22 protein-coding genes are annotated in these 22,726 nt (G+C 72.1%); 16 read left to right on the forward strand and 6 right to left on the reverse strand.

Going from position 1 to position 22,726, the window contains the following annotated elements; genetic code table 11:
* Positions 1-137 precede the first annotated feature (137 nt).
* Positions 138-1,100 (forward strand): DUF5926 family protein, encoded by a 963-nt coding sequence (locus LNW72_RS20230; protein WP_250976695.1) that lies wholly within the window; start codon positions 138-140, stop codon positions 1,098-1,100.
* A 268-nt stretch (positions 1,101-1,368) separates the two neighbouring features.
* Here the strand turns inward: LNW72_RS20230 and LNW72_RS20235 are convergent, their stop codons facing one another.
* The 3 genes from LNW72_RS20235 to LNW72_RS20245 all read right to left on the reverse strand — a co-directional run bounded on the left by LNW72_RS20235 (position 1,369) and on the right by LNW72_RS20245 (position 3,463).
* On the reverse strand, positions 1,369-2,016 hold the full coding sequence (locus tag LNW72_RS20235; RefSeq protein WP_250976696.1) for a hypothetical protein: 648 nt from the start codon (positions 2,014-2,016) through the stop codon (positions 1,369-1,371).
* Between the two features lie 223 nt (positions 2,017-2,239).
* Positions 2,240-2,926 (reverse strand): bifunctional DNA primase/polymerase, encoded by a 687-nt coding sequence (locus LNW72_RS20240; RefSeq protein WP_250976697.1) that lies wholly within the window; start codon positions 2,924-2,926, stop codon positions 2,240-2,242.
* A gap of 300 nt (positions 2,927-3,226) precedes the next feature.
* Positions 3,227-3,463, reverse strand: coding sequence for a hypothetical protein (locus LNW72_RS20245; RefSeq protein ID WP_250976698.1), 237 nt, complete (start codon positions 3,461-3,463; stop codon positions 3,227-3,229).
* A 42-nt stretch (positions 3,464-3,505) separates the two neighbouring features.
* Here LNW72_RS20245 and LNW72_RS20250 point away from each other — a divergent pair, with 42 nt between their 5' ends.
* The 3 genes from LNW72_RS20250 to LNW72_RS20260 all read left to right on the forward strand — a co-directional run bounded on the left by LNW72_RS20250 (position 3,506) and on the right by LNW72_RS20260 (position 7,274).
* Positions 3,506-5,050 (forward strand): PP2C family protein-serine/threonine phosphatase, encoded by a 1,545-nt coding sequence (locus LNW72_RS20250; protein WP_250976699.1) that lies wholly within the window; start codon positions 3,506-3,508, stop codon positions 5,048-5,050.
* Positions 5,051-5,186: 136 nt separating this feature from the next.
* Positions 5,187-6,638 (forward strand): aminopeptidase P family protein, encoded by a 1,452-nt coding sequence (locus LNW72_RS20255; protein ID WP_374117294.1) that lies wholly within the window; start codon positions 5,187-5,189, stop codon positions 6,636-6,638.
* A 75-nt stretch (positions 6,639-6,713) separates the two neighbouring features.
* Positions 6,714-7,274: a winged helix-turn-helix domain-containing protein gene (locus LNW72_RS20260; protein WP_250976701.1), complete on the forward strand. Its 561-nt coding sequence runs from the start codon at positions 6,714-6,716 to the stop codon at positions 7,272-7,274.
* Positions 7,275-7,307: 33 nt separating this feature from the next.
* Here the strand turns inward: LNW72_RS20260 and LNW72_RS20265 are convergent, their stop codons facing one another.
* Complete coding sequence (locus tag LNW72_RS20265) at positions 7,308-7,751, reverse strand: ATP-binding protein (protein WP_138351102.1); 444 nt, start codon at positions 7,749-7,751, stop codon at positions 7,308-7,310.
* A 205-nt stretch (positions 7,752-7,956) separates the two neighbouring features.
* Here LNW72_RS20265 and LNW72_RS20270 point away from each other — a divergent pair, with 205 nt between their 5' ends.
* From LNW72_RS20270 to LNW72_RS20315, 10 genes are all read left to right on the forward strand, one after another.
* Positions 7,957-8,739, forward strand: coding sequence for a hypothetical protein (locus LNW72_RS20270; RefSeq protein WP_250976702.1), 783 nt, complete (start codon positions 7,957-7,959; stop codon positions 8,737-8,739).
* A gap of 111 nt (positions 8,740-8,850) precedes the next feature.
* Positions 8,851-9,570 (forward strand): YcnI family protein, encoded by a 720-nt coding sequence (locus tag LNW72_RS20275; RefSeq protein ID WP_250976703.1) that lies wholly within the window; start codon positions 8,851-8,853, stop codon positions 9,568-9,570.
* 153 nt (positions 9,571-9,723) lie between these two features.
* Positions 9,724-10,368, forward strand: coding sequence for an SCO family protein (locus tag LNW72_RS20280; RefSeq protein ID WP_250976704.1), 645 nt, complete (start codon positions 9,724-9,726; stop codon positions 10,366-10,368).
* Entirely contained in the window at positions 10,365-10,847 is a 483-nt protein-coding gene (locus tag LNW72_RS20285) for a copper chaperone PCu(A)C (protein WP_250976705.1), read from the forward strand. The genes LNW72_RS20280 and LNW72_RS20285 overlap by 4 nt, the downstream gene beginning before the upstream one ends.
* A gap of 11 nt (positions 10,848-10,858) precedes the next feature.
* Positions 10,859-12,748, forward strand: coding sequence for a copper resistance protein CopC (locus tag LNW72_RS20290; RefSeq protein WP_250976706.1), 1,890 nt, complete (start codon positions 10,859-10,861; stop codon positions 12,746-12,748).
* The gene (gene efeB / locus LNW72_RS20295; protein ID WP_250976707.1) at positions 12,745-14,043 is read left to right on the forward strand and encodes an iron uptake transporter deferrochelatase/peroxidase subunit; all 1,299 of its coding nucleotides are present in this window, start codon (positions 12,745-12,747) and stop codon (positions 14,041-14,043) included. Before LNW72_RS20290 ends, efeB begins: the two co-directional genes overlap by 4 nt.
* A gap of 50 nt (positions 14,044-14,093) precedes the next feature.
* Positions 14,094-15,020: a prephenate dehydratase gene (gene pheA / locus LNW72_RS20300; RefSeq protein WP_250976708.1), complete on the forward strand. Its 927-nt coding sequence runs from the start codon at positions 14,094-14,096 to the stop codon at positions 15,018-15,020.
* Between the two features lie 518 nt (positions 15,021-15,538).
* Positions 15,539-16,816 (forward strand): serine--tRNA ligase, encoded by a 1,278-nt coding sequence (gene serS, locus LNW72_RS20305; RefSeq protein WP_250976709.1) that lies wholly within the window; start codon positions 15,539-15,541, stop codon positions 16,814-16,816.
* Positions 16,813-17,658, forward strand: coding sequence for an HAD family hydrolase (locus LNW72_RS20310; RefSeq protein ID WP_250976710.1), 846 nt, complete (start codon positions 16,813-16,815; stop codon positions 17,656-17,658). Before serS ends, LNW72_RS20310 begins: the two co-directional genes overlap by 4 nt.
* Before the next feature lie 149 nt (positions 17,659-17,807).
* Positions 17,808-19,139, forward strand: coding sequence for a PLP-dependent aminotransferase family protein (locus tag LNW72_RS20315; RefSeq protein WP_250980235.1), 1,332 nt, complete (start codon positions 17,808-17,810; stop codon positions 19,137-19,139).
* Here the strand turns inward: LNW72_RS20315 and LNW72_RS20320 are convergent.
* Together LNW72_RS20320 and LNW72_RS20325 are read right to left on the reverse strand one after the other, a co-directional pair.
* Complete coding sequence (locus LNW72_RS20320) at positions 19,084-19,845, reverse strand: rhomboid-like protein (RefSeq protein ID WP_250976711.1); 762 nt, start codon at positions 19,843-19,845, stop codon at positions 19,084-19,086. The two genes, LNW72_RS20315 and LNW72_RS20320, sit on opposite strands and share 56 nt — an antisense overlap.
* Positions 19,846-19,927: 82 nt before the next feature.
* Positions 19,928-20,548 (reverse strand): YceI family protein, encoded by a 621-nt coding sequence (locus LNW72_RS20325; RefSeq protein WP_250976712.1) that lies wholly within the window; start codon positions 20,546-20,548, stop codon positions 19,928-19,930.
* A gap of 127 nt (positions 20,549-20,675) precedes the next feature.
* Here LNW72_RS20325 and LNW72_RS20330 point away from each other — a divergent pair, with 127 nt between their 5' ends.
* Both LNW72_RS20330 and LNW72_RS20335 read left to right on the forward strand, forming a co-directional pair.
* The gene (locus LNW72_RS20330) at positions 20,676-21,386 is read left to right on the forward strand and encodes a FadR/GntR family transcriptional regulator (protein ID WP_250976713.1); all 711 of its coding nucleotides are present in this window, start codon (positions 20,676-20,678) and stop codon (positions 21,384-21,386) included.
* Between the two features lie 54 nt (positions 21,387-21,440).
* Positions 21,441-22,697, forward strand: a complete 1,257-nt coding sequence (locus tag LNW72_RS20335; RefSeq protein ID WP_250976714.1) for an MFS transporter — start codon at positions 21,441-21,443, stop codon at positions 22,695-22,697.
* Positions 22,698-22,726 lie beyond the last annotated feature (29 nt).

Raw genomic sequence — 22,726 nt, forward strand, 5'->3', positions numbered from 1 at the left:
GGGACGGCCTTCGGACGGCGATCGTTCGCCGCTCTTTCCCGGATCCGTCGAAGGTTTCCCCCGCGCGTTTCCGGCTGGGGGCCCGGCGAGCGCTAGGCTCACGGCCGAAACGTAGCCGTACCGGGAGAGATCGAGCCATGGCCAAGAAGCGCCCGACGAAGACGAATGCCCCGCAGATCGTCGACGGGGAGATCCCAGTAGTCGGCGCGCGGGAGCCGTGCCCCTGCAACTCCGGCCGCCGGTACAAGGCGTGCCACGGCCGCGAGGCCTCGCACGCGGTGACCGAGCTGGTCCTGCGGCCCTTCGAGGGGCTGCCCGGCGAATGCGACTGGGTGGCGCTCCGCGAGCTGGTGCCGGCCGCCACCGTCGAGCTGACCCTCAAGGGCGGGCTGCCCGCGGACGTGCCGTCGCTGACCCTGGCGACCGTGCTGCCGATGGCGTGGCCGGGGCTGCGCCGCGACAGCGGCAAGGTCCTGCTGGGCCTGCAGAACGACACGGCCTCCGGCGACCTCAGCCGCGGTCTCGCCGACATCCTGCAGCGCGCGCTGACCGCCGAGCCGGGCTCGCCTGTCGAGGGCGCCCGCACCGACGGCGACGGCCCGCGCATGCAGGACCTGCTGGACCTGGACGCGCCGTTCGAGCCGGTGGTGCACACCGCGTTCGAGTTCTGGCTGGAGAACGCCGGTGACGCCTCCGGCGACATCGCCGCCTCGCTGGAGCGCGCCAACGCCGCGGCCATCCCGACCGTCCGGCTGTCCGGTGTGGACGCCGCGTACTGGTGCGAGACGCCGGACAAGAACCACCTGCGCTGGGTGATGTCGCACCCGGAGGAGCAGCTCCTCGACGCCATGGCGCGGCTGCACGCCGCCGGGGCGTCCTCGCTGGGCGACAACACCCGTCTGGTCGGCTCGTTCCGTGCGCACGGGCTGGTCGTACCGGTGTGGGACCTGCCGGTGGGCATGGGCGCGGACGAGGTCGAGAAGCCGGCCGCCGCGTTCGGCGAGCGGCTCCTGGAGGCGCTCGGTTCGACCGCACCGCTGACCGGGGACGAACGCCGTGCCCGCAGCGGCTTCATGAACCGGCAGATCACGCTCAGCTGAGCCGGGCGGAACGGAGGCGGCCCGCACTGCGGCGGGCCGCCGCGGAACGAGTGACTCCGGTCACAACTCCGCCTGCCCACCGGCAATTACGGCTTCCGGTTGCATCTCGCGAATTTGCGTACGGAAGAAATCTTGTTACCGTTTAAACAGCCCGGTCGCTGGTGCATCCCCCGTCGCCAGCGACCGGGTTTTGCCATGCCCGGATCCCCCCTCACCAGGCGATGTCCGGAAGTTGATCTACATTGGCTGATTTTCTGTTCAGCTATTGCTACCGATTGCTACCGGCCCGTAGCAGCATTCGCTCACTTCCCGCCGAAGCGAACTCCGCAACAGCGCTGTAGATCTGCGCCGTGCCGTCAGCCGGCGAAACCGCTTTCACCGTCCGTTCGCGCGGGGTCTCGCACGAACCGGGACCGTTCCCCGCCCCGACCGGGCACTCCACCCGCACCGTCCGGCCGTCCGGGCGCATCAGGGTCAGCACTCCGCCGAGCGGGCCGCCGGTCCCGTTGCGGTAGTACGTACGGGCCCAGGTGTCGCCGCCCACCGCGATGGTGCAGGTCTGCGCCTGGACGCCCTCGGGCGAGGCGAGTTGGGGCCCGCAGGCCGCGACCGGCCGCGGCGCGGCGGATCCGGCGCCCGAGCCCGCCCCGGAGCCCTCGGACGACCCCCGGGCGGACCCCGCGGCCGAAGAACCGCCGGGGGCCGGCCGCAGCCCCGGGAGCAGCCCGTCGACGGGCCCCGCACCGGGACCGTCCGCCACCGCCGGCACGGACCGCGGCTGGTCGCTCCGCGCCGCGCGGGCCGGCGGACCCGCCGAGTCGGAGGGACCCGCGGTGGCGGCGGCCAGCGGCAGCACCACCGCCAGCGCGATCACACTGGTGAGGGCGATCATGCGCAGATTCGGAGCGCGCTCCATCGGGTTCCACCTGTCCAGGATTGCGGCTGGTGCGGTGCGCCGAACCTATCGGGCCGATCACGCCGAAAAGGGGGCCATTGCCCCGGATACCGGGCAACGGCCCCCTGCTGCTACCCGAACGAGTGACGGCGCCGAGAGCCCGGCACACCGGGCCGGCGCGCGCCTCTCCCCGGCCCCCTCACCGCGTGGAAGTGCGTCAGGTCAGTACGTGAGGCGCGTTCCGTCAGTACGTGAGGTGCGTTCCGTCCGGTGCCGTCCGGCCCGCGCGGACGAGGGTGTCCACGATGAGCGCCACGCTCGGCAGCCACGGTGACGTGGTGCCGTCGTCGACCACCGGCGGCCGGATCCACCGCAGTTGTCCCGCACTGCTGCTCGACGGCGGCAGCGCCACGTAGCCGCCCTCCCCGTGATAGCGCAGCGAGCTGGGCACCCATTCGTGGGAATCGAGCAACTCGCCCAACTCCTCCAGGGAGTAAGGGGCGACGAGCAGGACGAAGCGCGTCGGGGTGGCCACCACCGGGCCGAGCCGGACGCCCAGCCGGTCGAGGGTGTCCAGGGCCCGCGCACCGGCCACGGCCGGCAGGCTGACCGCCGAGACGCGGTCGCCCGTCGCGAGCACCACGGGCGCGTCGGGGCGGGCCGTCCACCACCAGCGCACCATGCGCGGGTCGCGGGTGGCCGCCATGAGTCCGGGATCGTGCGGGTGCACGCCGGGGACGGGGCAGTCCGGCCGCGGGCAGGCGCATGGCTGCGCTCCCGCCGCCCGCCAGGAACCGCGGCGGTCGTGCCCGACACCGGGCACCACCGGCCATTTCCACTGTTCCGTGTAGGTGAGAACCGCGCTGAGCAGCGCGGACTGGCCTCTCCACCGGAGCGAGAGCTTGCGTCGCCTTCCGAGGATCTCGCGCATAGCGCAAAGTTCCTTTCCGTTAACGCTCAGAGGATCTGCCCATGACACAACGTAATCTCGAGCACACCGCTTACAAGGCAGCGCATCACGCTGCTAGCCGAGCGTGGAACGTGGCGAGGGGTGGCGCACGCATGGCGCTTGCTGTTCTGTCTGCTCTGTATGCCGCGCTGTGCGGTTCCGCTGGGTGTGGGAACACCCCGCCACTCGGGGGTAGGCCGGCCGTCATCTACTAGTAGGACGCTGGAGCCAGACACCGGGTTCCTACCCACCACCGTGAATATGACGCGCTGTTGGACGGCATCAGTCGACCGTCAATTGTCTTCGGGTGTGGTCATTTTCGGCCAAGCTTTCGGAGTACGACACCACTCCTTCTACCAGCACAATCCTGGACATGCCCACGATCAGGCGTGTACAAGTGGAAAACTGGTAGCGGCGCAGCACGATATGGGGGTTTGCGATGCTATTGACGCAATTGACCTGCTTCATCAAGCCCCGCACGCGAGTCGGCAAAAATCCTGAATCGCCGACAAATAGCATGGTTCGTCGCGCAGACCGTGATCTCACGGGAAGCCGTCGGCCATGAGCACCACCCGGGTGCCAAAAGTGGCCGGAACCAAGCCACCCATTCCCGCCGCGCCACACACTTCCGCCCCTGCGGCCGAATGCCGCCCCGTGGATCGGCTCGCGGCCGTCCAGGACCGGCTGGCCTGCTGGATCTCCGATCTCACCACACTGCACGAGCTCACCGAACGCCTCGCGCGCACCACCGGCCTCGACGAAGCGCTGCGGGAAGTGCTGCGGGCCGGCGCCGCGTTGGTCGGCGCGCGCCGCGGTCTGCTCGTCCTGGAACCCGCCGACCGGCTGGGTCCCGACACCACCGTCGGCCTCGGCCTCGGCCACGCCGACCTGGGCACCATCGAGACCGTGCCGCACGGCGCCGCCTCCTACGGGATCCTGCTCGACGGCACCGACGAGAGCGCCGACAGCACCACCGGCACGGGCATCCCCGGCGGCCCCGCCGGCACCGGGGACGACCCGGACGCGACCGCGCCCGCGGACCCCGCCGCGCCCACGACGACCGCCACGACACCGCCCGCGACCCCCGCCGCGAGCGCGTCCGGCGCCACGCAGAGCGACCGTCCCGCCGGCCGCGACGAGATCATCCACCCCGATCTGCCCCACGAGCCCGGCCTCGACCCGCGCCACCGCGAGGTCGCCGCGCACCTCGGCTTCGACGCCAGCTACGCGCTGCGGCTCACCACCGAGCGGACCGGCCATCTCGGCGCGGCCGTCTGGCTGTACGACGAACCGGCCGCGCCGGTCGAACGCCAGCGCCATCTCGTCGGCCTCTACGGCCGGTACGCCGCCGAACACATCGCCCGCCAGCTGGAACTGAGCCGCGCCCGCGGCACCCTCGCCACCCTCGCCGAGGAGCTGCTGCCCGCCCGGCTGCCGCGGGTCGCCGGCGTACGGATGGCCGTACGGCACGACACCGGGCCGCGGGGCGGCGGCGACTGGTACGACGCGCTGCCGCTGCCCGAAGGCGCGCTCGGCCTCGCGGTCGGCGGCGTCACCGGCTCCGGTCCCAGCGCGGTCGCCGCGATGGGCCGGCTGCGGGCGTCGCTGCGCGCCTACGCCGTCATGGAGGGCGAGGACCCGGTCGCCGTCCTGTCCGACCTGGAGCTGCTGCTGCGGCTCACCGAGCCCGCCCGTTCGGCGACCGCCCTGTTCGCGTACGCGGAGCCCGATCAGCACAAGCTCGTCCTGGCCGGCGCGGGACACTGCCCGCCGCTGATCATCGGCGACCACCGCATCGAGTACGTCGAGACCTCGCTGTCGGCCCCGCTGGGCATGCTGAGCTGCTGGGAGGCGCCCAGCGTCGAGGTCCGGCCGGAGCCCGGAGAAACGCTGCTGCTCTACACCGACGGCCTGCTGCACCGCACCGGCGAACCGATGGACCGCGCGCTCGCCCGGCTGCACGCCGCCGCCCAGAGCGCGCCCCGCGCCACCCGCGACGACCCGGACCTGCTCGCCGACCACGTGCTGCGCACCGTGCTGCCGGACGGGCTCGACACCCTCGACAGCCCGGAGGACGTCGTCCTGCTCGCCGTCCGCTTCGACTGAGCCCCCGGAACCCCGACCACGCAGAACCTGTCCAGCACCACCAGGTCCGCTTTGCCGCACTTCGTGACCTAAGCCCTCTGTAATCGGTCTTCCGTACGCACATACGATGGATCGGTCTATTGCGAGGAGGCAGGACGTGTCCGAAGAGGTCGAAGCGGCCGAAGAGCAGCCGATCAAGCAGCGTAAGAACGGTCTCTACCCCGAGGTCTCCGACGAGCTCGCCGAACTGATGAAGTCCGAGTGGGCCGACACCGAACTGCACGACCTGCGGCCGATCGCCCAGGCGCCCCACGCCGCCCGCCGCCGGGCCGCGCTGTCCGCCCGCTTCCCGGGCGAGCGGCTGGTCATTCCGGCGGGCAACCTCAAGACGCGCTCCAACGACACGGAATACCCCTTCCGCGCGTCCAGTGAGTACGTCCACCTCACCGGTGACCAGACGCAGGACGCCGTCCTCGTCCTGGAGCCCGCCAAGGGCGGCCAGGGACACGACGCGACCGCGTACCTGCTCCCCCGCTCCAGCCGCGAGAACGGCGAGTTCTGGCTCGACGGCCAGGGCGAGCTGTGGACCGGCCGCCGCAACAGCCTCGCCGAGGGCGCCCAGCTGCTCGGCCTGCCGTGCTCCGACGTCCGCGAGGTCGTCGCGAAGCTGGCCGTGGCGACCGGACCCGTACGGGTGGTCCGCGGCTACGACGCGGGCGTCGAGGGCGCGCTGACCGACAAGGTCACCGCCGAGCGCGACGCCGAGCTGAAGGAGTTCCTCTCCGAGCTCCGGCTGGTCAAGGACGAGTGGGAGATCGGCGAGCTGCAGGCGGCGGTCGACTCCACCGCCCGCGGCTTCGAGGACGTCGTCAAGGTGCTGGACAAGGCCGAGGCGACCTCCGAGCGCTACATCGAGGGGACGTTCTTCCTGCGGGCCCGCGTCGAGGGCAACGACATCGGCTACGGCTCGATCTGCGCGGCGGGACCGCACGCCACCACCCTGCACTGGGTGCGCAACGACGGCCCGGTCCGCTCCGGCGAGCTGCTGCTCCTGGACGCCGGCGTGGAGACCCACAGCCTCTACACCGCCGACATCACCCGCACCCTGCCGATCAACGGCCGGTTCAGCGACATCCAGCGCAAGATCTACGACGCGGTCCACGCGTCGCAGTCGGCGGGCATCGCGGCGGTCAAGCCCGGCGCCGCCTACCGCGACTTCCACGACGCCTCGCAGCGTGTGCTCGCCGAGAAGCTCGTCGAGTGGGGCCTCGTCGAGGGCCCGGTCGAGCGGGTCCTCGAGCTCGCCCTGCAGCGCCGCTGGACCCTGCACGGCACCGGCCACATGCTCGGCCTGGACGTCCACGACTGCGCGCACGCGCGCACCGAGACGTACGTGGACTGCGTGCTGGAGCCCGGCATGGTGCTGACCGTCGAGCCCGGTCTGTACTTCCAGGCGGACGACCTGTCGGTGCCGGCCGAGTACCGCGGCATCGGCGTCCGCATCGAGGACGACATCCTCGTCACCGCCGACGGCAACCGGAACCTGTCGGAAGGGCTGCCGCGCCGCTCCGACGAGGTCGAGGCGTGGATGGCCGGCCTCAAGGGCTGACACGCCCGGCATGCGTGACATGGGTGATCCGCCTCGGGTGCCGCGACAGGCACCCGGGGCGGTTTACTGGCCGCCGTGACGACAACCGACCCCGCGCTGCGCGCCCTGGCCCATCCGGTACGGCTGCGCATGCTGTCGCTGATGTGGGCCGCCCCGCTCTCCGCGGCGGAGCTCTCCCGGGAGCTGGGCATCTCGCACGCCCTGGCCAGCCAGCATCTGCGCCGGCTGGACGCCGCGGGACTCGTCGAGCTCAGCGAGGTCCGCTCCCACCGCGGCGGCAGGGAACGGCGCTACCGCACCGTGCACGGCACCCCGCTGTCCGACCGGCAGGACGGCACCCCGCTGCTCGCCGAGGCGCTCGCGCACAACCTGCGCGACCGGGCCGCCCGCCGGGCACCCGGGCAGGACGGGGTGACCTCCGACGCGGAACTGTGGGTCGCGCCCGAGGCCTGGGACACCTTCCGCACGCGCATCGCGGAGCTCCTCGCCGATCTGCACGAGGCCGCCCGCGCCCCGCACACCCCCGGCTCGGTCCTGCTCGGCGCCACGGTGATGGCGTTTCCCGTGCGGGCGGAAGCAGCGGAAGCAGCGGAAGCAGCGGACGAGGAGGCGGGGGAAGGCCCCGCCGCCCCTTAGCCGGCCCCCGCCCGCCGGCGGGCTCCGTTCCGCTCAGGACGCCTTGAGCAACGAGTCGTCCCGCCATTTGAGGACCTTGTCGATCGTCACCACGGCGCCGTGGCCCGGCCGGTTGTGGAAGTGGACGTGGTCCACCAGCGCCTCGATGAGGAACAGTCCCCGTCCGTCCTCGGCATGCCGGCCCTTCAGGGCCAGCGGCCGGGCGAGTTGGTGACGTGGCCGGTCGGGCGCGAAGCCCGGGCCGGAGTCGGCGACCTCGATACGGCAGCGGTCGCCGTCGATGCGCGCCGTCACGCTGTAGTCACCCTCGCCCGCGTGTTCCACCGCGTTCGCACAGGCCTCGGACAGTGCCACCGACAGGTCGTAACAGATCTCCGGGTCCACACCGGCGGTCTGCATCGTCCCCAGCAGCAGTCGTCGGGCGAGCGGAACGCTCGCGGCCTCGCGCCGCAAGTGGAGAGACCACCAGATGCTCATGCTCCAGCCTCCAGGCCGCGGCTCGACTTACGGATACCTATAGCCACGAAATGCGCCCCGTAAGCGTCCTCTTGGCGTGATGCCGCTCATTCGGCGGATGTGGGACCCCGGCGTACAGGTGTAAAAGGGCGACTCGCCCGCACCACCGCAAGCCGGACACCCCCCGTATGCGCCGGTTCCCGGCGGTGAGAGGATGACGCCCGTCATGGCATCCCCATCCTCCGTTTCCCCCGTGCGCGCGGGCGCCGGGCTGCGACTGCTGCGGGCCGCGGTGTTCACCGCGGTCTGTGTCGTGCTGTCCGCGGCCGGGCACGGACTGGCGTCCCGTCACGGGGTGCCGGCCGGCGCGCTGGTGGTGGGGAGCCTCGTGGTCTTCGCCGTGGCCGCGCCGCTGGCCGGGCGGGAACGGTCGCTGCGGGGGATCGCCACGACGCTCGCGCTGGGGCAGCTCGCGCTGCACGCCGTGTTCGGCGCCGGACAGGCCTGCGCGGACCCCGCGACGGGCCGGGACGGTTCCGCCGGTGTCCTGGCGCTGGCCGGCCGGCTGCTGTGCGGCAGCCACACCTCGTCGGCGGCCCTCACCCAGCAGAGCGCGGAACGGATCGTCCGCGACGCCGGTATCGACCCGGCGTCGGCGATGTCCATGAGCCCGGTCACTCGACCGGGTGACACCGGGATCACCGGAATGCACGCGGCGATGGCGTACTCGCTGCCGATGCTGCTCGCCCACCTGTTCGCCGCGCTGGCCGTCGGATGGCTGCTGCGGCGCGGCGAGGCCGCCCTGTGGCGGCTGGTGAGCCTGTCGGCCGACGTGCTGCGCGGCGTGTTCGTCGCGCTGGTGCGCGTCCTGGTCGCCGGAGCGGCCGACCACCGGCTCGCCGCGCTCCGGCCCCGCCGGTTCGCCGCCGGACGGGTATCGGCGCGCAGCGTACGGCTGCGCCACAGCCTGCCGCGGCGCGGGCCACCGGCCTACGCCCTGGCGGTCTGACGCGAGCGGTCTCCACCGGTCCGGTTCCCACCGGTCCACGGGGGCGGCGGTCTCGCGCGTTCCGCATCCGCGCCGACCCTTCCCCCACCACTCACCGTGGAGTCCTGCCTCATGAACAGTTCCCGCATGCGCCGCCTGACCACCGTCGGCGCGCTCACCGGTTCCGCGCTGCTGATGGCCGCCGTACCGGCCTTCGCCCATGTCTCCGTCACGCCCAGCAGCGCTCCCAAGGGCGGCTACAGCACCGTCGCGTTCAAGGTCCCGAACGAGCGGGACAACGCCTCGACGATCAAGGTCGAAGTGAACCTGCCGGCGGACCACCCGATCGCGTCCGTCTCCACCCAGGCCGTGCCCGGCTGGAAGGTGGAGGTCACCAAGACCAAGCTCGCCAAGCCGATGACCATGCACGGCAAGCAGGTGACCGAGGCCGTCACGAAGATCACCTGGAGCGGCGGCACGATCGAGCCCGGCCAGTTCCAGCAGTTCCCCGTCTCGTTCGGGCCGCTGCCCGACGACACGGACCAGCTGGTCTTCAAGGCCCTCCAGACGTACTCGAACAACGAGGTCGTCCGCTGGATCGAGGAGGAGAAGCCCGGCGCGGCCGAGCCGGCGAACCCGGCGCCCGCGCTGACGCTGACCGCGCCGGCGGCGGACGCCCACGGCGCCGCGGCCCCCGCCGCCGACACCAAGGCGAAGAACACGGCGGCCGCGGCCGCCGACTCCGACAGCAGCGACTCGACCGCGCGGATCCTGGGCGTGGCCGGAATCGTCATCGGTGTCATCGGCGTCGCGTTCGGTGTCCTGGCCGGACGCCGCCGCACCTCCGCCTGACGCACCGGCCGGGCGGCCGTAAGGCACGTCGTCGGCACGTCCGATGCTCCGTACGTGGTGCCGGGACCCCGCGGTCCCGGTACGCCGCCGCATCGGTACGCCGCCGAGCCGTACGGCCGCCCGGCCCCGCCATCGCACTCCCCGGGAACTCTCATGCGCACAACGATCAAGATCGGCGTGGCCCTGGCGGCCGTCGCGGCCCTCGCCGGATGCGGGGCTTCCAGCGGCGACTCCAAGGAGCCGCTCGCGGTCGTCTCCGGAGCGGCGTCCAAGCCGGGCACCCTCCTCGACGCCCCCTTCAGCAAGCCGCGACTGACCCTCACCGACACCCACGGCAAGCCCTACGACCTGGTCAAGGAGACGGCGGGCCGCCCCGTCCTGCTCTTCTTCGGCTACACCCACTGCCCGGACGTGTGCCCGACGACGATGAGCGACCTCGCCATCGCCAAGTCGCGGCTGTCCAAGCCCGACCAGGAGAAACTGCGGGTGGTGTTCGTCAGCACCGACCCCGCCCGCGACACCCCGCAGCGCCTCGGCTCATGGCTGGCCGCCCAGGACAAGGACTTCATCGGCCTGACCGGTGACTTCGGCACGATCCAGCAGGCCGCGAAATCGGTCGGCGTGGGCATCGAGAAGCCGGTGACGGAGAAGGACGGCAGCATCACCGTCACGCACGGCGCCGAGGTGCTGGCCTTCTGGCCGAAGGACGACAAGGGGCACGTGCTCTACATGTCGGGCACCACCTCGGACGAGTTCGCCGCCGACCTGCCGAAGCTCATCAGGAGCGAGGCACCGTGAGGCGCCGCAGGCCCGCCCGCACCCTGACCGCCACCGTCGCCCTCGCCGGCTCCCTCGCGCTCGCCGGCTGCTCATCGGCGGCCGACGCCTCGGCACACGCCGGGACGAAGGGGCCGGAGCTCTCGGTGAGCGGGGCGTACATACCGCAGCCGGTGATGGCCGACATGGCCGCCGGGTACTTCACGGTCACCAACACCGGCGACACCGACGCGGAACTCACCTCGGTCAGCAGCGACCTGGCCGCCGACATCACCATGCACACCACCACCGACAACCGGATGCGCAAGGTGAACTCCCTGACCGTCCCGGCGGGCGGGCGGCTTACGCTCAGCAGCGGCGGAAATCATCTGATGCTGATGGAACTGACCCACAAGCCGGTGGCCGGCGACAAGGTGTCCATGGAACTGCACTTCGCGACGGCCGGCCCGATCGGCGTCACCGTGCCGGTCGAGCCGACCGGCTACCGGCCGAAGGACTGAGGGGAGCAACGATGACCATCAGGCGTGCGCTGGTCGTACTGGGCGCCCTGCTCGCCGTCGTACTCGGGGCCGCCGCCCCGGCTTCGGCGCATGCCGCGCTGGTGAACACCACCCCCGGGGAGGACTCCGTCGTCAAGACGGCGCCGCAGCAGGTGCTGCTCACCTTCTCCGAAGGCGTGCTGCTGTCCGCCGACTCGCTGCGGGTCCTCGACCCGGCCGGCAGCCGGGTGGACAGCGGCACGCCGCAGCACGCCGGCGGCAACAGCTCCACCGCCGTGGTCGCGCTGCGCGCAGGACTCGGCGACGGCACCTACACCGTCGCCTGGAAGGCCGTCTCGGAGGACAGCCACCCGGTCGCGGGCGCGTTCACGTTCTCCGTCGGCGCCCCCTCCAAGACCTCCGTCGTCCTCGCCGACCAGGAGCAGGCCGTCGGCGGCGGCGCCGCGGGCGTCCTCTACGGCATCGGGCGCTACGTCGCCTACGCCGGGTACGCCATGCTCGTCGGCGCCTCCGTCTTCCTCGCCGTGTGCTGGCCGCGCGGCGCGCTGCTGCGCCCCATGCAGCGGATCGCGGTCGGCGGCTGGGTCGCGCTCGTCGCGTCCACCATCGCGCTGCTGATGCTGCGCGGACCGTATGTGAACGGCAGCGGGCTCGGTGACGCGTTCGACCTCGGCGTGATGCGCGACGTGCTCAACACCCGGCCGGGCGCCGCCCTGCTGTCCCGGCTGCTGCTGCTCGCGGCCGCCGCCGTCTTCCTGGCGGTCCTGTTCGGCTCGTACGCCAAACGCGGAACACCCGCCAACGAGAGCGAGCGCGCCGAGCGCGCCGACCTCGCCTGGGGGCTGGGCATCGGCGGCGGGGTCATCGCGACGGGCATCGCCGCGACCTGGGCGATGGCGGAACACGCCTCCGTCGGCATCCAGTCCGGCCTCGCCATGCCGGTCGACGTCGTGCACCTGCTGTCGATGGCGGTGTGGCTGGGCGGCCTGACCGCCCTGCTGACCGCGCTGGTGGCGGGGCTCGGCATCGAACGCGAAGCCGTCCAGCGGTTCTCGCGCATCGGCTTCGCGGCGGTCACGACGCTGGTCGCCACCGGCATCTACCAGTCCTGGCGGCAGCTCGGCTCGTGGGACGCCTTCGTCTCCACCTCCTACGGGCAGCTGCTGCTCGTCAAGATCGGCCTGGTCGTCCTGCTCGTCGAGCTGGCCTGGCTGTCGCGGCGCTGGACCGCGCGGCTCGGCGCGCCCGCCGTCTCCGTCACCGCCGCGGCGGCCGTCAAGCGGCCGGAGCGCGTGGTGGCCGGCTCGTCCACCGACCCCGCCCGCCAGGCGCAGCTGCGGCTGCAGCGCACCGCGCGGGACAAGACCCAGGCCAAGCGCACCCGGGAGGCCGACCTCGAACGCAGCGGGCTGCGCAAGTCGGTGCTGGCCGAGGTCGTGGTCGCGGTGGCCGTGCTCGCCGTGACGACGCTGCTCACCGGCACCCAGCCGGGCCGCGCGGCACAGGAGAAGACCGGCTCGGCGCCCGCGCCCGCCACCTCTTCCCCGTCCTCCGGGCTGCCGCTCAGCGTGCGCATCCCGTACGACACCGGCGGCCCCAAGGGGAAGGGCCAGGCCCTGATCACCATCGATCCGGGGCGGGTCGGCCAGAACGAGGTGCACGTCCTGATCTCCGGTGCGGACCCGGTACCGGTCGACGTGCCCGAGGTGAAGCTCGAATTCACCCTCAAGGCCAAGAACATCGGCCCGCTGCCGGTACCGCTGCAGCACCTCGACGTCGGCCACTGGACCGCGGCCTCGGTGCAGCTGCCGATCGCCGGAACGTGGGAGGTGTCCGTCACCGTGCGGACCTCCGAGATCGACCAGGTGACCGAGACCAGGAACGTAGAGATCACGTCATGACCGAGCAGCGCACGACCGAACACCGGACGACGGGCGAGCGGGCCGCCGACGAGCGGCCCGCCGGGCGGCAGTTCACCCGGCGGCGGCTGCTCGGCACCGCGGGAGCGGCCGGTGCGGCCGGCCTCGTCGCCGGCGGCGTGGGCGGGGCCTTCGGCGCCGCCGCCCTGCGGGACGAGCCGACGGCGCTGGCGTCGGTCGGCACGACCGCCGTCCCCTTCCGGGACGGCGCGCACCAGGCCGGCATCACCACCCCGCAGCAGGCCCGCGGCCATCTGGTGGCCTTCGACCTCACCGCGGGGCAGACCCGCAAGAACGTCGCGGCGCTGCTGCGGCGCTGGTCGGACACGGCCGAGCAGCTGGTCGGCGGCCTGCCGGTGAGCGGCGACGACCGGATCGCCCACGACGCGGGCCCGAACTCGCTGACCGTCACCTTCGGGTTCGGCGGTTCGCTGTTCCCGAAGACCGGTCTGGAGGACCGGGCGCCGCAGGCCCTCGCGCCGCTCCCGCCGTTCTCCGCGGACGCGCTGGACCCGGCCCGCGGCAACGGCGACCTGTGGGTGCAGATCGGCTCGGACGACTCGCTCGTCGCCTTCCACGCCCTGCGCGTGCTGCAGAAGGCCGCGGGGGACACCGCCCGGGTGCGCTGGCAGATGAACGGCTTCAACCGCACACCGGGGGCGACCCCGCGGCCGATGACGTCCCGCAACCTCATGGGCCAGGTGGACGGCACCAACAACCCCAAGCCCACCGACCCGGACTTCGCCGGACGGATCTTCGTTCCGGCCGGCGGCACGGCCCGCTCGCCGCAGTGGATGGCGGGCGGCTCGTACGCGGTGGTGCGCAGGATCCGGATGCTGCTCGACTCCTGGGACCATCTGTCCGTGGAGCGGCAGGAGAAGGTGATCGGCCGCCGCAAGTCGGACGGCTCACCGCTGTCCGGCGGCACCGGGACGACCCCGGTCGACCTGGACCAGCGGGACGCGCAGGGGGCGCCCGCCATCGCGGGCGACGCGCACATCCGGGTCGCGGCGCCCGCCTCGAACGGCGGAGCGGCGATGCTCCGCCGGCCGTTCTCGTACCACGACGGCATCGGCTCCGACGGGACCCCGGACGCCGGTCTGCTCTTCGTCTGCTGGCAGGCCGATCCGCAGCGCGGATTCGTCCCCGTCCAGCGGAAACTGGACCGCGGGGACGGGCTGTCCCGCTTCCTGCGCCATGAGTCGAGCGCCCTGTTCGCGGTCCCCGGTGCGCCGGGCCCCGGTGAGTACGTGGGGCAGCGGCTGCTGGAGTCGTGAGGCGGCGGCCGCGGGAGTCGTGAACCCGTCCGGCGCATTAGGGTGACGGTATGTCGGCGAGCCGCTACACCTATCTGGGTCCTGAAGGCACTTTCACCGAGGCCGCGCTCAGAACGCTGCCCGAGGCGGCGACCCGCGAGCTGGTCCCGATGGTGTCGGTGCCCGCCGTGCTGGACGCCGTGCGCAACGGCGAGGCCGGCGGGGCGCTGGTGCCCATCGAGAACTCGGTGGAGGGCGGCGTGACCGCCACCCTGGACGAGCTGGCGACCGGCACACCGCTGATGATCTACCGCGAGGTACTGCTGCCGATCGCGTTCGCGCTGCTGGTGCGGCCGGGCACGAAGCTCAAGGACGTGAAGACGGTGACCGGGCACCCGGTCGCGCAGCCGCAGGTGCGCAAGTGGCTGCGGGCCCAGCTGCCGGACGCGCTGTGGGAGTCGTCGGCGTCGAACGCGGACGGGGCGCGGCTGGTGCAGGAGGGCCGGTTCGACGGTGCGTTCGCGGGCGAGTTCGCGGCGTCCACGTACGGTCTCGAACCGCTCGTCACCGAGATCCACGACGCCAAGAACGCGGCGACACGCTTCGTCCTGGTCGGCCGGCCGGGCCGCCCGGCGGCGCCGACCGGCGCGGACAAGACCTCGGCGGTGTTCTGGCTGGGCGACGACCACCCGGGCGCGCTGCTGGAGCTGCTGCAGGAGTACGCGGTGCGCGGCGTGAACCTGGTGCGCATCGAGTCCCGGCCGACCGGCGAGGGCATCGGCCGGTACTGCTTCTCGGTGGACTGCGAGGGGCACATCACCGACCGGCGGGTCAGTGAGGCGCTGATGGGGCTCAAGCGGATCTGCCCGCAGGTCCGGTTCCTCGGCTCGTACCCGCGGGCCGACGAGGTCCGTCCCCAGGTACGCCCCGGCACGACCGACAACGAGTTCACCGAGGCCGCGGACTGGCTGGGCCGGGCGCTGGACGGCCGGGGCTGAGTTGTCCACGGAGTTATCCACAGGGCAGAGGTCCAGCCTGGGGATAACTGGGGATAAGTCGACAGACCAATCTGACCTAGTCGACAAATCGGTACACAGGCACCGAGCCCGTCCACAGTGGTCCAGGTCGGCCTTCGTCAGCCCAATTCCTCTGATCAACTCTATAGGGGGAACACTTCTCACTCGAAAGTGAGTGTTAAGAGGGTTTGGACCGGGAATCCTTCGCCGAGCACCGGACGCCCGGAACGATCAACTCCGTCTTCCACAGTTCGCACACACAACCTGTGGACAAAGGAAAAGAATCCCCATCCACCTGTGGATAACCGGGGTCCGCACCCCCTCCCAACTCCCGTTCTCCACAAGGACGGTGCCCCGATGGAGGGATGCGGTGAATTCGGTTGACGGTGACCTTTTGTCCGTTATTGCATTTCGCTCCCCTTTTCCCGTAAACGGACATAACGCCACTAAAAGCCCTTAACTTGTCGCGTTGGACCCCGCCGCCCCGGTAGCCTGTAGCCGTGATTGACCTTCGCCTGCTTCGTGAGGACCCCGACCGTGTGCGCGCCTCCCAGCGTGCCCGTGGAGAGGACGTCGCGCTCGTCGACGCCCTCCTCTCCGCCGACGAGCGGCGCAGGTCGTCCAGTCATCGCTTCGACGAACTGCGCGCCGAGCAGCGCCAGCTCGGCAAGCTCATCCCCAAGGCCCAGGGGGACGAGAAGGCCGAACTGCTGAAGAAGACCGGCGTGCTCTCGGCCGCGGTCAAGGCGGCGGACGCGGAGCAGAACGAGGCCGCGCAGGAGGCCCAGAGCCTGCTGCTCAAGCTCGGCAACCTCGTGCACCCGGACACGCCGATCGGCGGCGAGGAGGACTTCGTCGTCCTCGAGCAGCTCGGTGCGCCGCGCGACTTCGCCGCCGAGGGCTTCGAGCCCAAGGACCACCTGGAACTGGGCGAGATCCTCGGCGCCATCGACGTGGACCGCGGCGCCAAGGTCTCCGGCTCGCGCTTCTACTACCTGACGGGCGTCGGCGCGCTGCTGGAGCTGGCCCTGGTCAACGCGGCGATCGCGCAGGCCACCGCGGCCGGCTTCGTCCCGATCCTGACCCCCACCCTCGTCAAGCCCGCGGCCATGGCCGGCACCGGCTACCTCGGCCAGGTCGACGACGACGTGTACTACCTGGAGAAGGACGACCTGTACCTGGTCGGCACCTCCGAGGTCCCGCTCGCCGCCTACCACATGGACGAGATCATCGACGCGGCGAAGCTGCCGCTGCGGTACGCGGGCTTCTCGCCCTGCTACCGCCGCGAGGCCGGGTCGTACGGCAAGGACACCCGCGGCATCATCCGGGTGCACCAGTTCGACAAGGTCGAGATGTTCGTCTACACCACGCCGGAGGACGCGGAGGCCGAGCACCAGCGGCTCCTGGAGTGGGAGAAGCAGTGGCTCACCGCCCTGGAACTGCCGTTCCAGGTGATCGAGCTGGCCTCGGGCGACCTGGGCTCCTCGGCGTCGCGCAAGTTCGACTGCGAGGCGTGGATCCCGACCCAGGGCAAGTACCGCGAGCTGACCTCGACGTCGAACACCACCGAGTTCCAGTCCCGCAGGCTGTCGATCCGGCTGCGTGACGAGAACGGCACCCGCCCCCTCGCCACGCTCAACGGCACGCTGTGCGCCGTACCGCGCACCATCGTGGCGATCCTGGAGAACCACCAGCAGGCCGACGGCTCGGTCCGGGTCCCGGAAGTGCTGCGCCCGTACCTGGGCGGCCGTGAGTTCCTGGAGCCGGTCAGCAAGTGAGCTCACCCGCTGCCTCCGCGCCCCTCCCGTACCGGCTGATCGCCACCGACCTGGACGGCACGCTGCTGCGCGGCGACCACACCGTCTCGGAGCGGTCGCGGACGGCGCTCGCCGCGGCCACCGCGGCGGGCGCCGCGCACATCGTCGTCACCGGCCGTTCCGTGCCCTGGGCCCGGCACATCCTGGACGACCTCGGCTACGAGGGCCTGGCGGTGTGCGGGCAGGGCGCGCAGGTCTACCACGCGGGCGAACACCGGCTGCTGACGTCCGTGACGCTGGACCGCCAGCTCGCCGGGCTCGCGCTGGCCAAGATCGAGGCCGAGATCGGCCCGCTCTTCCTGGCCGCGAGCCGGGACGGCCTGGACGGCGAGGTCCTGATCGGCGCGGGATACCAGCACAATCCCGAGCTGCCGGTCATCCACATGCAGGACGACAGCGAGCTGTGGAGCGCCCCGCTCAACAAGCTCTACCTCCAGCACCCGGGCCTGGGTGACGACGGTCTGGCCCAGGTCGCGCGCGAGGTCGCGGGCGATCTGGTCGGGGTGACGATGGCCGGCGAGGGCATCGTCGAACTGCTGCCGCTCGGCCTCAGCAAGGCCACCGGCCTCTCCATCGCCGCCCGCCGGCTGGGCCTGACGGCCGCCGACACCATCGCCTTCGGCGACATGCCGAACGATCTGCCGATGTTCGCGTGGGCCGCGCACGGCGTCGCGATGGCCAACGCGCACGACGAGCTGAAGGCCGTCGCGGACGAGGTGACCACCTCGAACGACGAGGACGGCATCGCGGTCGTCCTGGAACGGCTCTTCGCCGTCACCCCCGGGCCGCACAGCGCCCGGTAGTAGCGTGCGGTCCCATGACGGTTCGCAGGGTCAATCCGGCGGGTGGGGATGCGAGTGCGGCTGACGGTGCGGGGCCGGGTCCCGACGGGTTCGTCGGCAGCGATCTCCATCTGGACCTGACCGGCCCCGGCGGCCGGCGCGCCTCGCTGATGCGGGGGCTGCGCGAGGCGATCCGCACCGGCCGCCTCACCCCCGGCACCCGGCTGCCGCCGTACCGCTCGCTCTCCGCCGACCTCGGCATCGCCCGCAACACCGTCGCCGAGGCGTACGCCGAACTCGTCGCCGAGGGGTGGCTCACCGCCCGCCAGGGCTCCGGCACCCGTGTCGCACCGCGCACCGCGCCCCCGAAGCCGAACCCGGCCCCCGCCACCGCGCCCTCCCCGCGCGCCCCGCGGCCCGCGTACAACCTGCTGCAGGGCCAGCCGGACGCCGGCAGTTTCCCCCGCGCCGCCTGGCTGACCTCCGCCCGCCGCGCGCTGACCGCCGCACCCACCGAGGCGTTCGGTCCCGGTGATCCGCACGGCCGACCCGAGCTGCGCGAGGCGCTGGCCGAGTACCTCGCCCGCGCCCGCGGGGTGCGTACCGACCCCGCCAGGATCGTCGTCTGCTCGGGTTTCGCCCACGGTCTGCGGCTGCTGGTCCAGGTGCTGCGCGGCCCGATGGCCGTCGAGGCGTACGGGCTGCCCTTCCACCGCGGCATCCTGGCGGCGGCCCGGGTCCGTACGGTGCCGCTGGCGGTCGACGCCGAGGGCGCTCGCACCGGGGAGCTGGCGGCGAGCGGCGCCAGGTCCGTGCTGCTCACCCCCGCCCATCAGTTCCCGACCGGCGGGCCGCTCGGTCCGGGGCGGCGGGCGACCGTCGTCGACTGGGCCAGGACGACGGGCGGCATCGTCCTGGAGGACGACTACGACGGGGAGTTCCGTTACGACCGGCAGCCGGTCGGCGCGGTGCAGGGCCTCGAACCCGAACGCGTCGTCTACCTCGGGTCGGTCAGCAAGAGCCTGTCACCAGCGGTGCGGCTGGGCTGGATGGTGCTGCCAGGACCGCTCGTGGAGCAGGTGGTGGCGGTCAAGGGCGAGCGGGAGGCCACGGCCGGCGCCCTGGACCAGCTGACCCTCGCGGATCTCATCGCCTCCGGCGCGTACGACCGCCATGTCCGCCGGATGCGGCAGCACTACCGCCGGCGGCGCGACCTGCTCGTCGCCGCGCTGGCCGAGCGGGCCCCGCACATCGGCGTCTCCGGTGTCGCGGCCGGGCTGCACGCCGTACTGGACCTTCCGCCCGGCACCGAGAGCGCCGCCGTCCGGGCCGCGCTCCGGCAGGGTCTCGTCCTGGACGGACTGGCCGGATACCGCCATCCCGACAGCGCGATGGATGTGCAGGACGGGCTGGTGGTCGGCTACGGCACGCCGTCCGAGCATGCGTTCAGCGGCGCCCTGGAAGCCCTGTGCCGGGCACTTCCGCCGGCCGGCGGTCGCTGACCTCCCGGTGACCGGTACGGGGCTCCGGGCGGCGCGGACCGCCCGGCAGCCGCGCGGTCGGCGTCAGCCCGTAGCAGGCCAGGCCGATGAGGACGGCCGTGAGATGGCCGAGGTCGGTGAAGGTGCGGCTGGTCAGGACGGGCACGGTGAAGAACGTCAGGATCCCCAGCAGATAGCCCCACCGCCAGGGGCGCGGCACCAGATACGTCAGCACGCCGACGACACCGGCCATCCCGTAGCTGACCCCGACGTCGACGGTGTGGGCGAGGGACCGCGGCAGCCGGTCGTAATGGATGCCGAACAGTACGGCCTTCTGGCTGACGAGGGTGGCCCCGATGTGCGCGGTGGCGACGACGACGAGCCAGCGCCAGGTGCCCATCCAGCGTTCGGCGGGCGCGTGGATCAGCTCGTAGAAGACGAAGTAGATCGCGAAGCCGGACGGGGTCGCGACCCACAGGGCGCTGGCGAGCAGCACCCGGACCGGGTGCTGCCGCAGTTCGATGAGGTTGGTGCTGACGTGGTGCAGCAGATACGCCCGCACGTGCGGTGACACGACGGCGACCACACAGGTCGTGATCGTCAGGATCAGCAGCCAGATGTGGGTCCCGGGGGAGGAACGCACCCAGGAAGCGCCGAAGCGCCCCACACCCTGGAGGGTGATGCGGCGGCGCTCGACGGGGATCGGGGTGTCCTGCTCTGCGGCCATCCCCCACATCATCTGTCAGGGCCGGCTGACCCGGCCAATCGCGTTTCGGACGTTCGTGATCGCCCACACCCGGCAGGGGGTGTCAGGCGCCCTTGATGGCGGAGATGTCGAAGCGCAGCTTGACCTGCTCGCCGATGAGGACGCCACCGGTCTCCAGGGCGGCGTTGTAGTTCAGGCCCCAGTCGGTGCGGTCGATCTTCGCGGTGCCCTCGAAGCCGACGCGCTCGTTGCCGTACAGGTCCTTGGCGGAGCCGTTGTAGGCGAGGTCGAGCGTGACCGGGCGGGTGGTGCCCTTGATGGTGAGGTCGCCCGTCATGCGGTACGAGTCCTCGCCGAGGCGCTCGGCGTCGGTGGAGCGGAAGGTGATCTCCGGGAAGGCGGGGGCGTCGAAGAAGTCACCGGTGCGCAGGTGCTCGTCGCGCTGGGCCTGGTTGGTGTCGATGCTGGCGACCTTGATGACCAGCTCGGCGGTCGACAGGTGCGGGTTGCTCCCGTCGAGGTGCAGCGCGCCCTCGTACTCGGCGAACTGGCCGCGGACGGTGGTGACCATCGCGTGCCGGACGGAGAAGCCGATCTCGCTGTGGGTCGGGTCGACGGTGTACTCGCCGGTGAGGTGCGAGAGGTCGCTCGCGGCGGGGGCGGTCGTCACGGTGCTGCCCGCGGTGCCGGCGTCGGTGGTCCTGGTGCGGTTGAAGAGGCCCATGATGTGCTCCTTACGAGTGGTTCAACGTTCAACTTCATTCACCATAACTCCATTCCATTTAACTTTCAACAACCTCACCCGAACGGATGACGGAACGGGACTGCGGATGCAGTTGTAGGATGACCGGATGATCCTTCATTCAGGGGACCGCAGGTCCCTGGTCGACACCGTCGTCGAGCAGCTCCGCGAGCAGCTCGCCGCCGGCACCTGGCAGGTCGGGATGCGCATCCCGACCGAACACGAACTGGCCGACCTCCTCGGCGTGGGCCGCAACACGGTCCGCGAGGCGGTCCGGGTGCTCGCGCACGCCGGCCAGCTGGAGTCGCGGCAGGGCCAGGGCACCTATGTGATCTCCCGGGCCGACCCCGCCGCCGTGCTGCTGGGCATGCGCAGGGCCGGTATCCGCGACGTACTGGAGCTGCGCCTCGCGCTCGAGGCGGAGGGCGCCCGGCTGGCCGCCGTCCGGCGGACGCCGGAGGACCTGGAGCGGATGCGCTCCGCGCTCGGCAGCGTGCACCACCACGGCGCGGAACTGATCGGCGGAACGCAGGCCGACGACGACGTCCACTTCCACCAGTGCGTCGTGGACGCCGCGCACAATGCCGCGCTGACCGAGGTCTACCGCTACTTCAGCTCGTCGGTCCGCGAAACGCTGCTCGCCGCCGTCGGCGACAGCGACATGCCGCCGATCGACCTGGGGACGCACACCGCGCTGGTCGACGCCATCGAGGCGGGGGATCCGCAGGCGGCCGACAGCGCGGCGCGGGCGCTGCTGCGGGAGCCGCTGCGCGCGGTCGAAGCCCTCCTCGCGGCAGGACCGGACCGCCCGGCCGGCTGAACGGCACCGGCACCGTCCCCTCAGAACGCGTCACCCACCCGGAAGGGGCCCGTCTTGTCACATCCGACCGCCACCGTCCCGCTCATCGACGCGGAGCCCGGCCACCCGTCCGGGTCGCGCCGGCTGCTCTCCCACCCCGTACTGCTGCTGGCCGGAATCGTGCTGGCCTCGCTCAACATGCGGGGCGCGCTGGCGAGCATGGCGCCGCTGGTCGGCGACGTCAGCGCGCACTACGGGCTCTCCTCGACGGTCAGCAGCCTGGTCACGTCGGTGCCGGTGCTCTTCCTGGGGCTGGGATCGATGGTCGCGCCCCGGCTGTCCCAGCGGTTCGGCACCGAGCAGGTGCTGTTCGCCGCGCTGGCGGTGCTGTCCGCCGGGATCGTGGTGCGGTCGCTGTCCTCCATCGTGGCGCTGTTCGCCGGAAGCGTCCTGCTGGGCACGGCGATAGCCCTGCTCAACGTCCTGATGCCCGGTCTGATCAAGCGCGACTTCCCGCACCGGGCCGCGAGCATGACCTCGCTCTACACCTGCGCGATGGTCATCGGCGCGTCGACCGCCGCCGGGGTGTCCGTCCCGCTGGAGAAGTCGTTCGGCGGCAGCTGGCAGGCCGCGCTGGCGTTCTGGGCCCTGCCGGCGGCCGTCGCCGCGGCGGTCTGGTTCCCGCAGGTGGTGCTGTCCCGCAGGAGCCGTTCCGCCGCGCCTGCCCCCGCTGTGCCGAACAGCCCGGTTCCGGTCCGGGACGCGGGGGTCTGGCGGAAGCCGCTGGCCTGGCAGGTCACCTGCTTCATGGGCCTGCAGTCGCTGCTCGTCTACGTCGTCATCGCGTGGATGCCGACGATCCTCACCGACCACGGGATGAGCAGGAGCGCCGCCGGGATCGTCTTCGCCTTCAGCAGCCTGGTCCAGGTGGTGGGCGCGTTCGTCTTCCCGCTGCTCGCGGGCCGGATGCGCAACCAGGGTCCGCTGGTGGCCGTCGCCGTCGGCCTGACCGCGTCCGGATACGCCGGGCTCCTGGTGGACCCGGTCGGCGGCGCCTGGGCGTGGGCCGCGCTGCTCGGCGTCGGCCAGGGCGGCGCCGTCGGGCTGGCGCTGACGATGATCGTGCTCCGCAGCCGGGACGCGTTCACCGCCGCACGGCTGTCGGGCATGGCCCAGGGCGTCGGCTATCTGCTCGCCGCCGCCGGACCGCTGGCGGCCGGCGCGCTCTACCAGAGCAGCGGCGGCTGGACCGCGCCGATCGTGCTGATGCTGCTGCTGTGCGGCGCGCAGCTCGCCGCGGGACTGGGCGCGGGCAGGGACCGCAAGGTCTGACCCCCGGCCCCTGCCCTTCCCGTCCGTCG

Origin of the sequence: Streptomyces sp. RKAG293 (assembly GCF_023701745.1) — a bacterium.
In the GTDB taxonomy this organism is placed as follows: Bacteria; Actinomycetota; Actinomycetes; order Streptomycetales; family Streptomycetaceae; genus Actinacidiphila.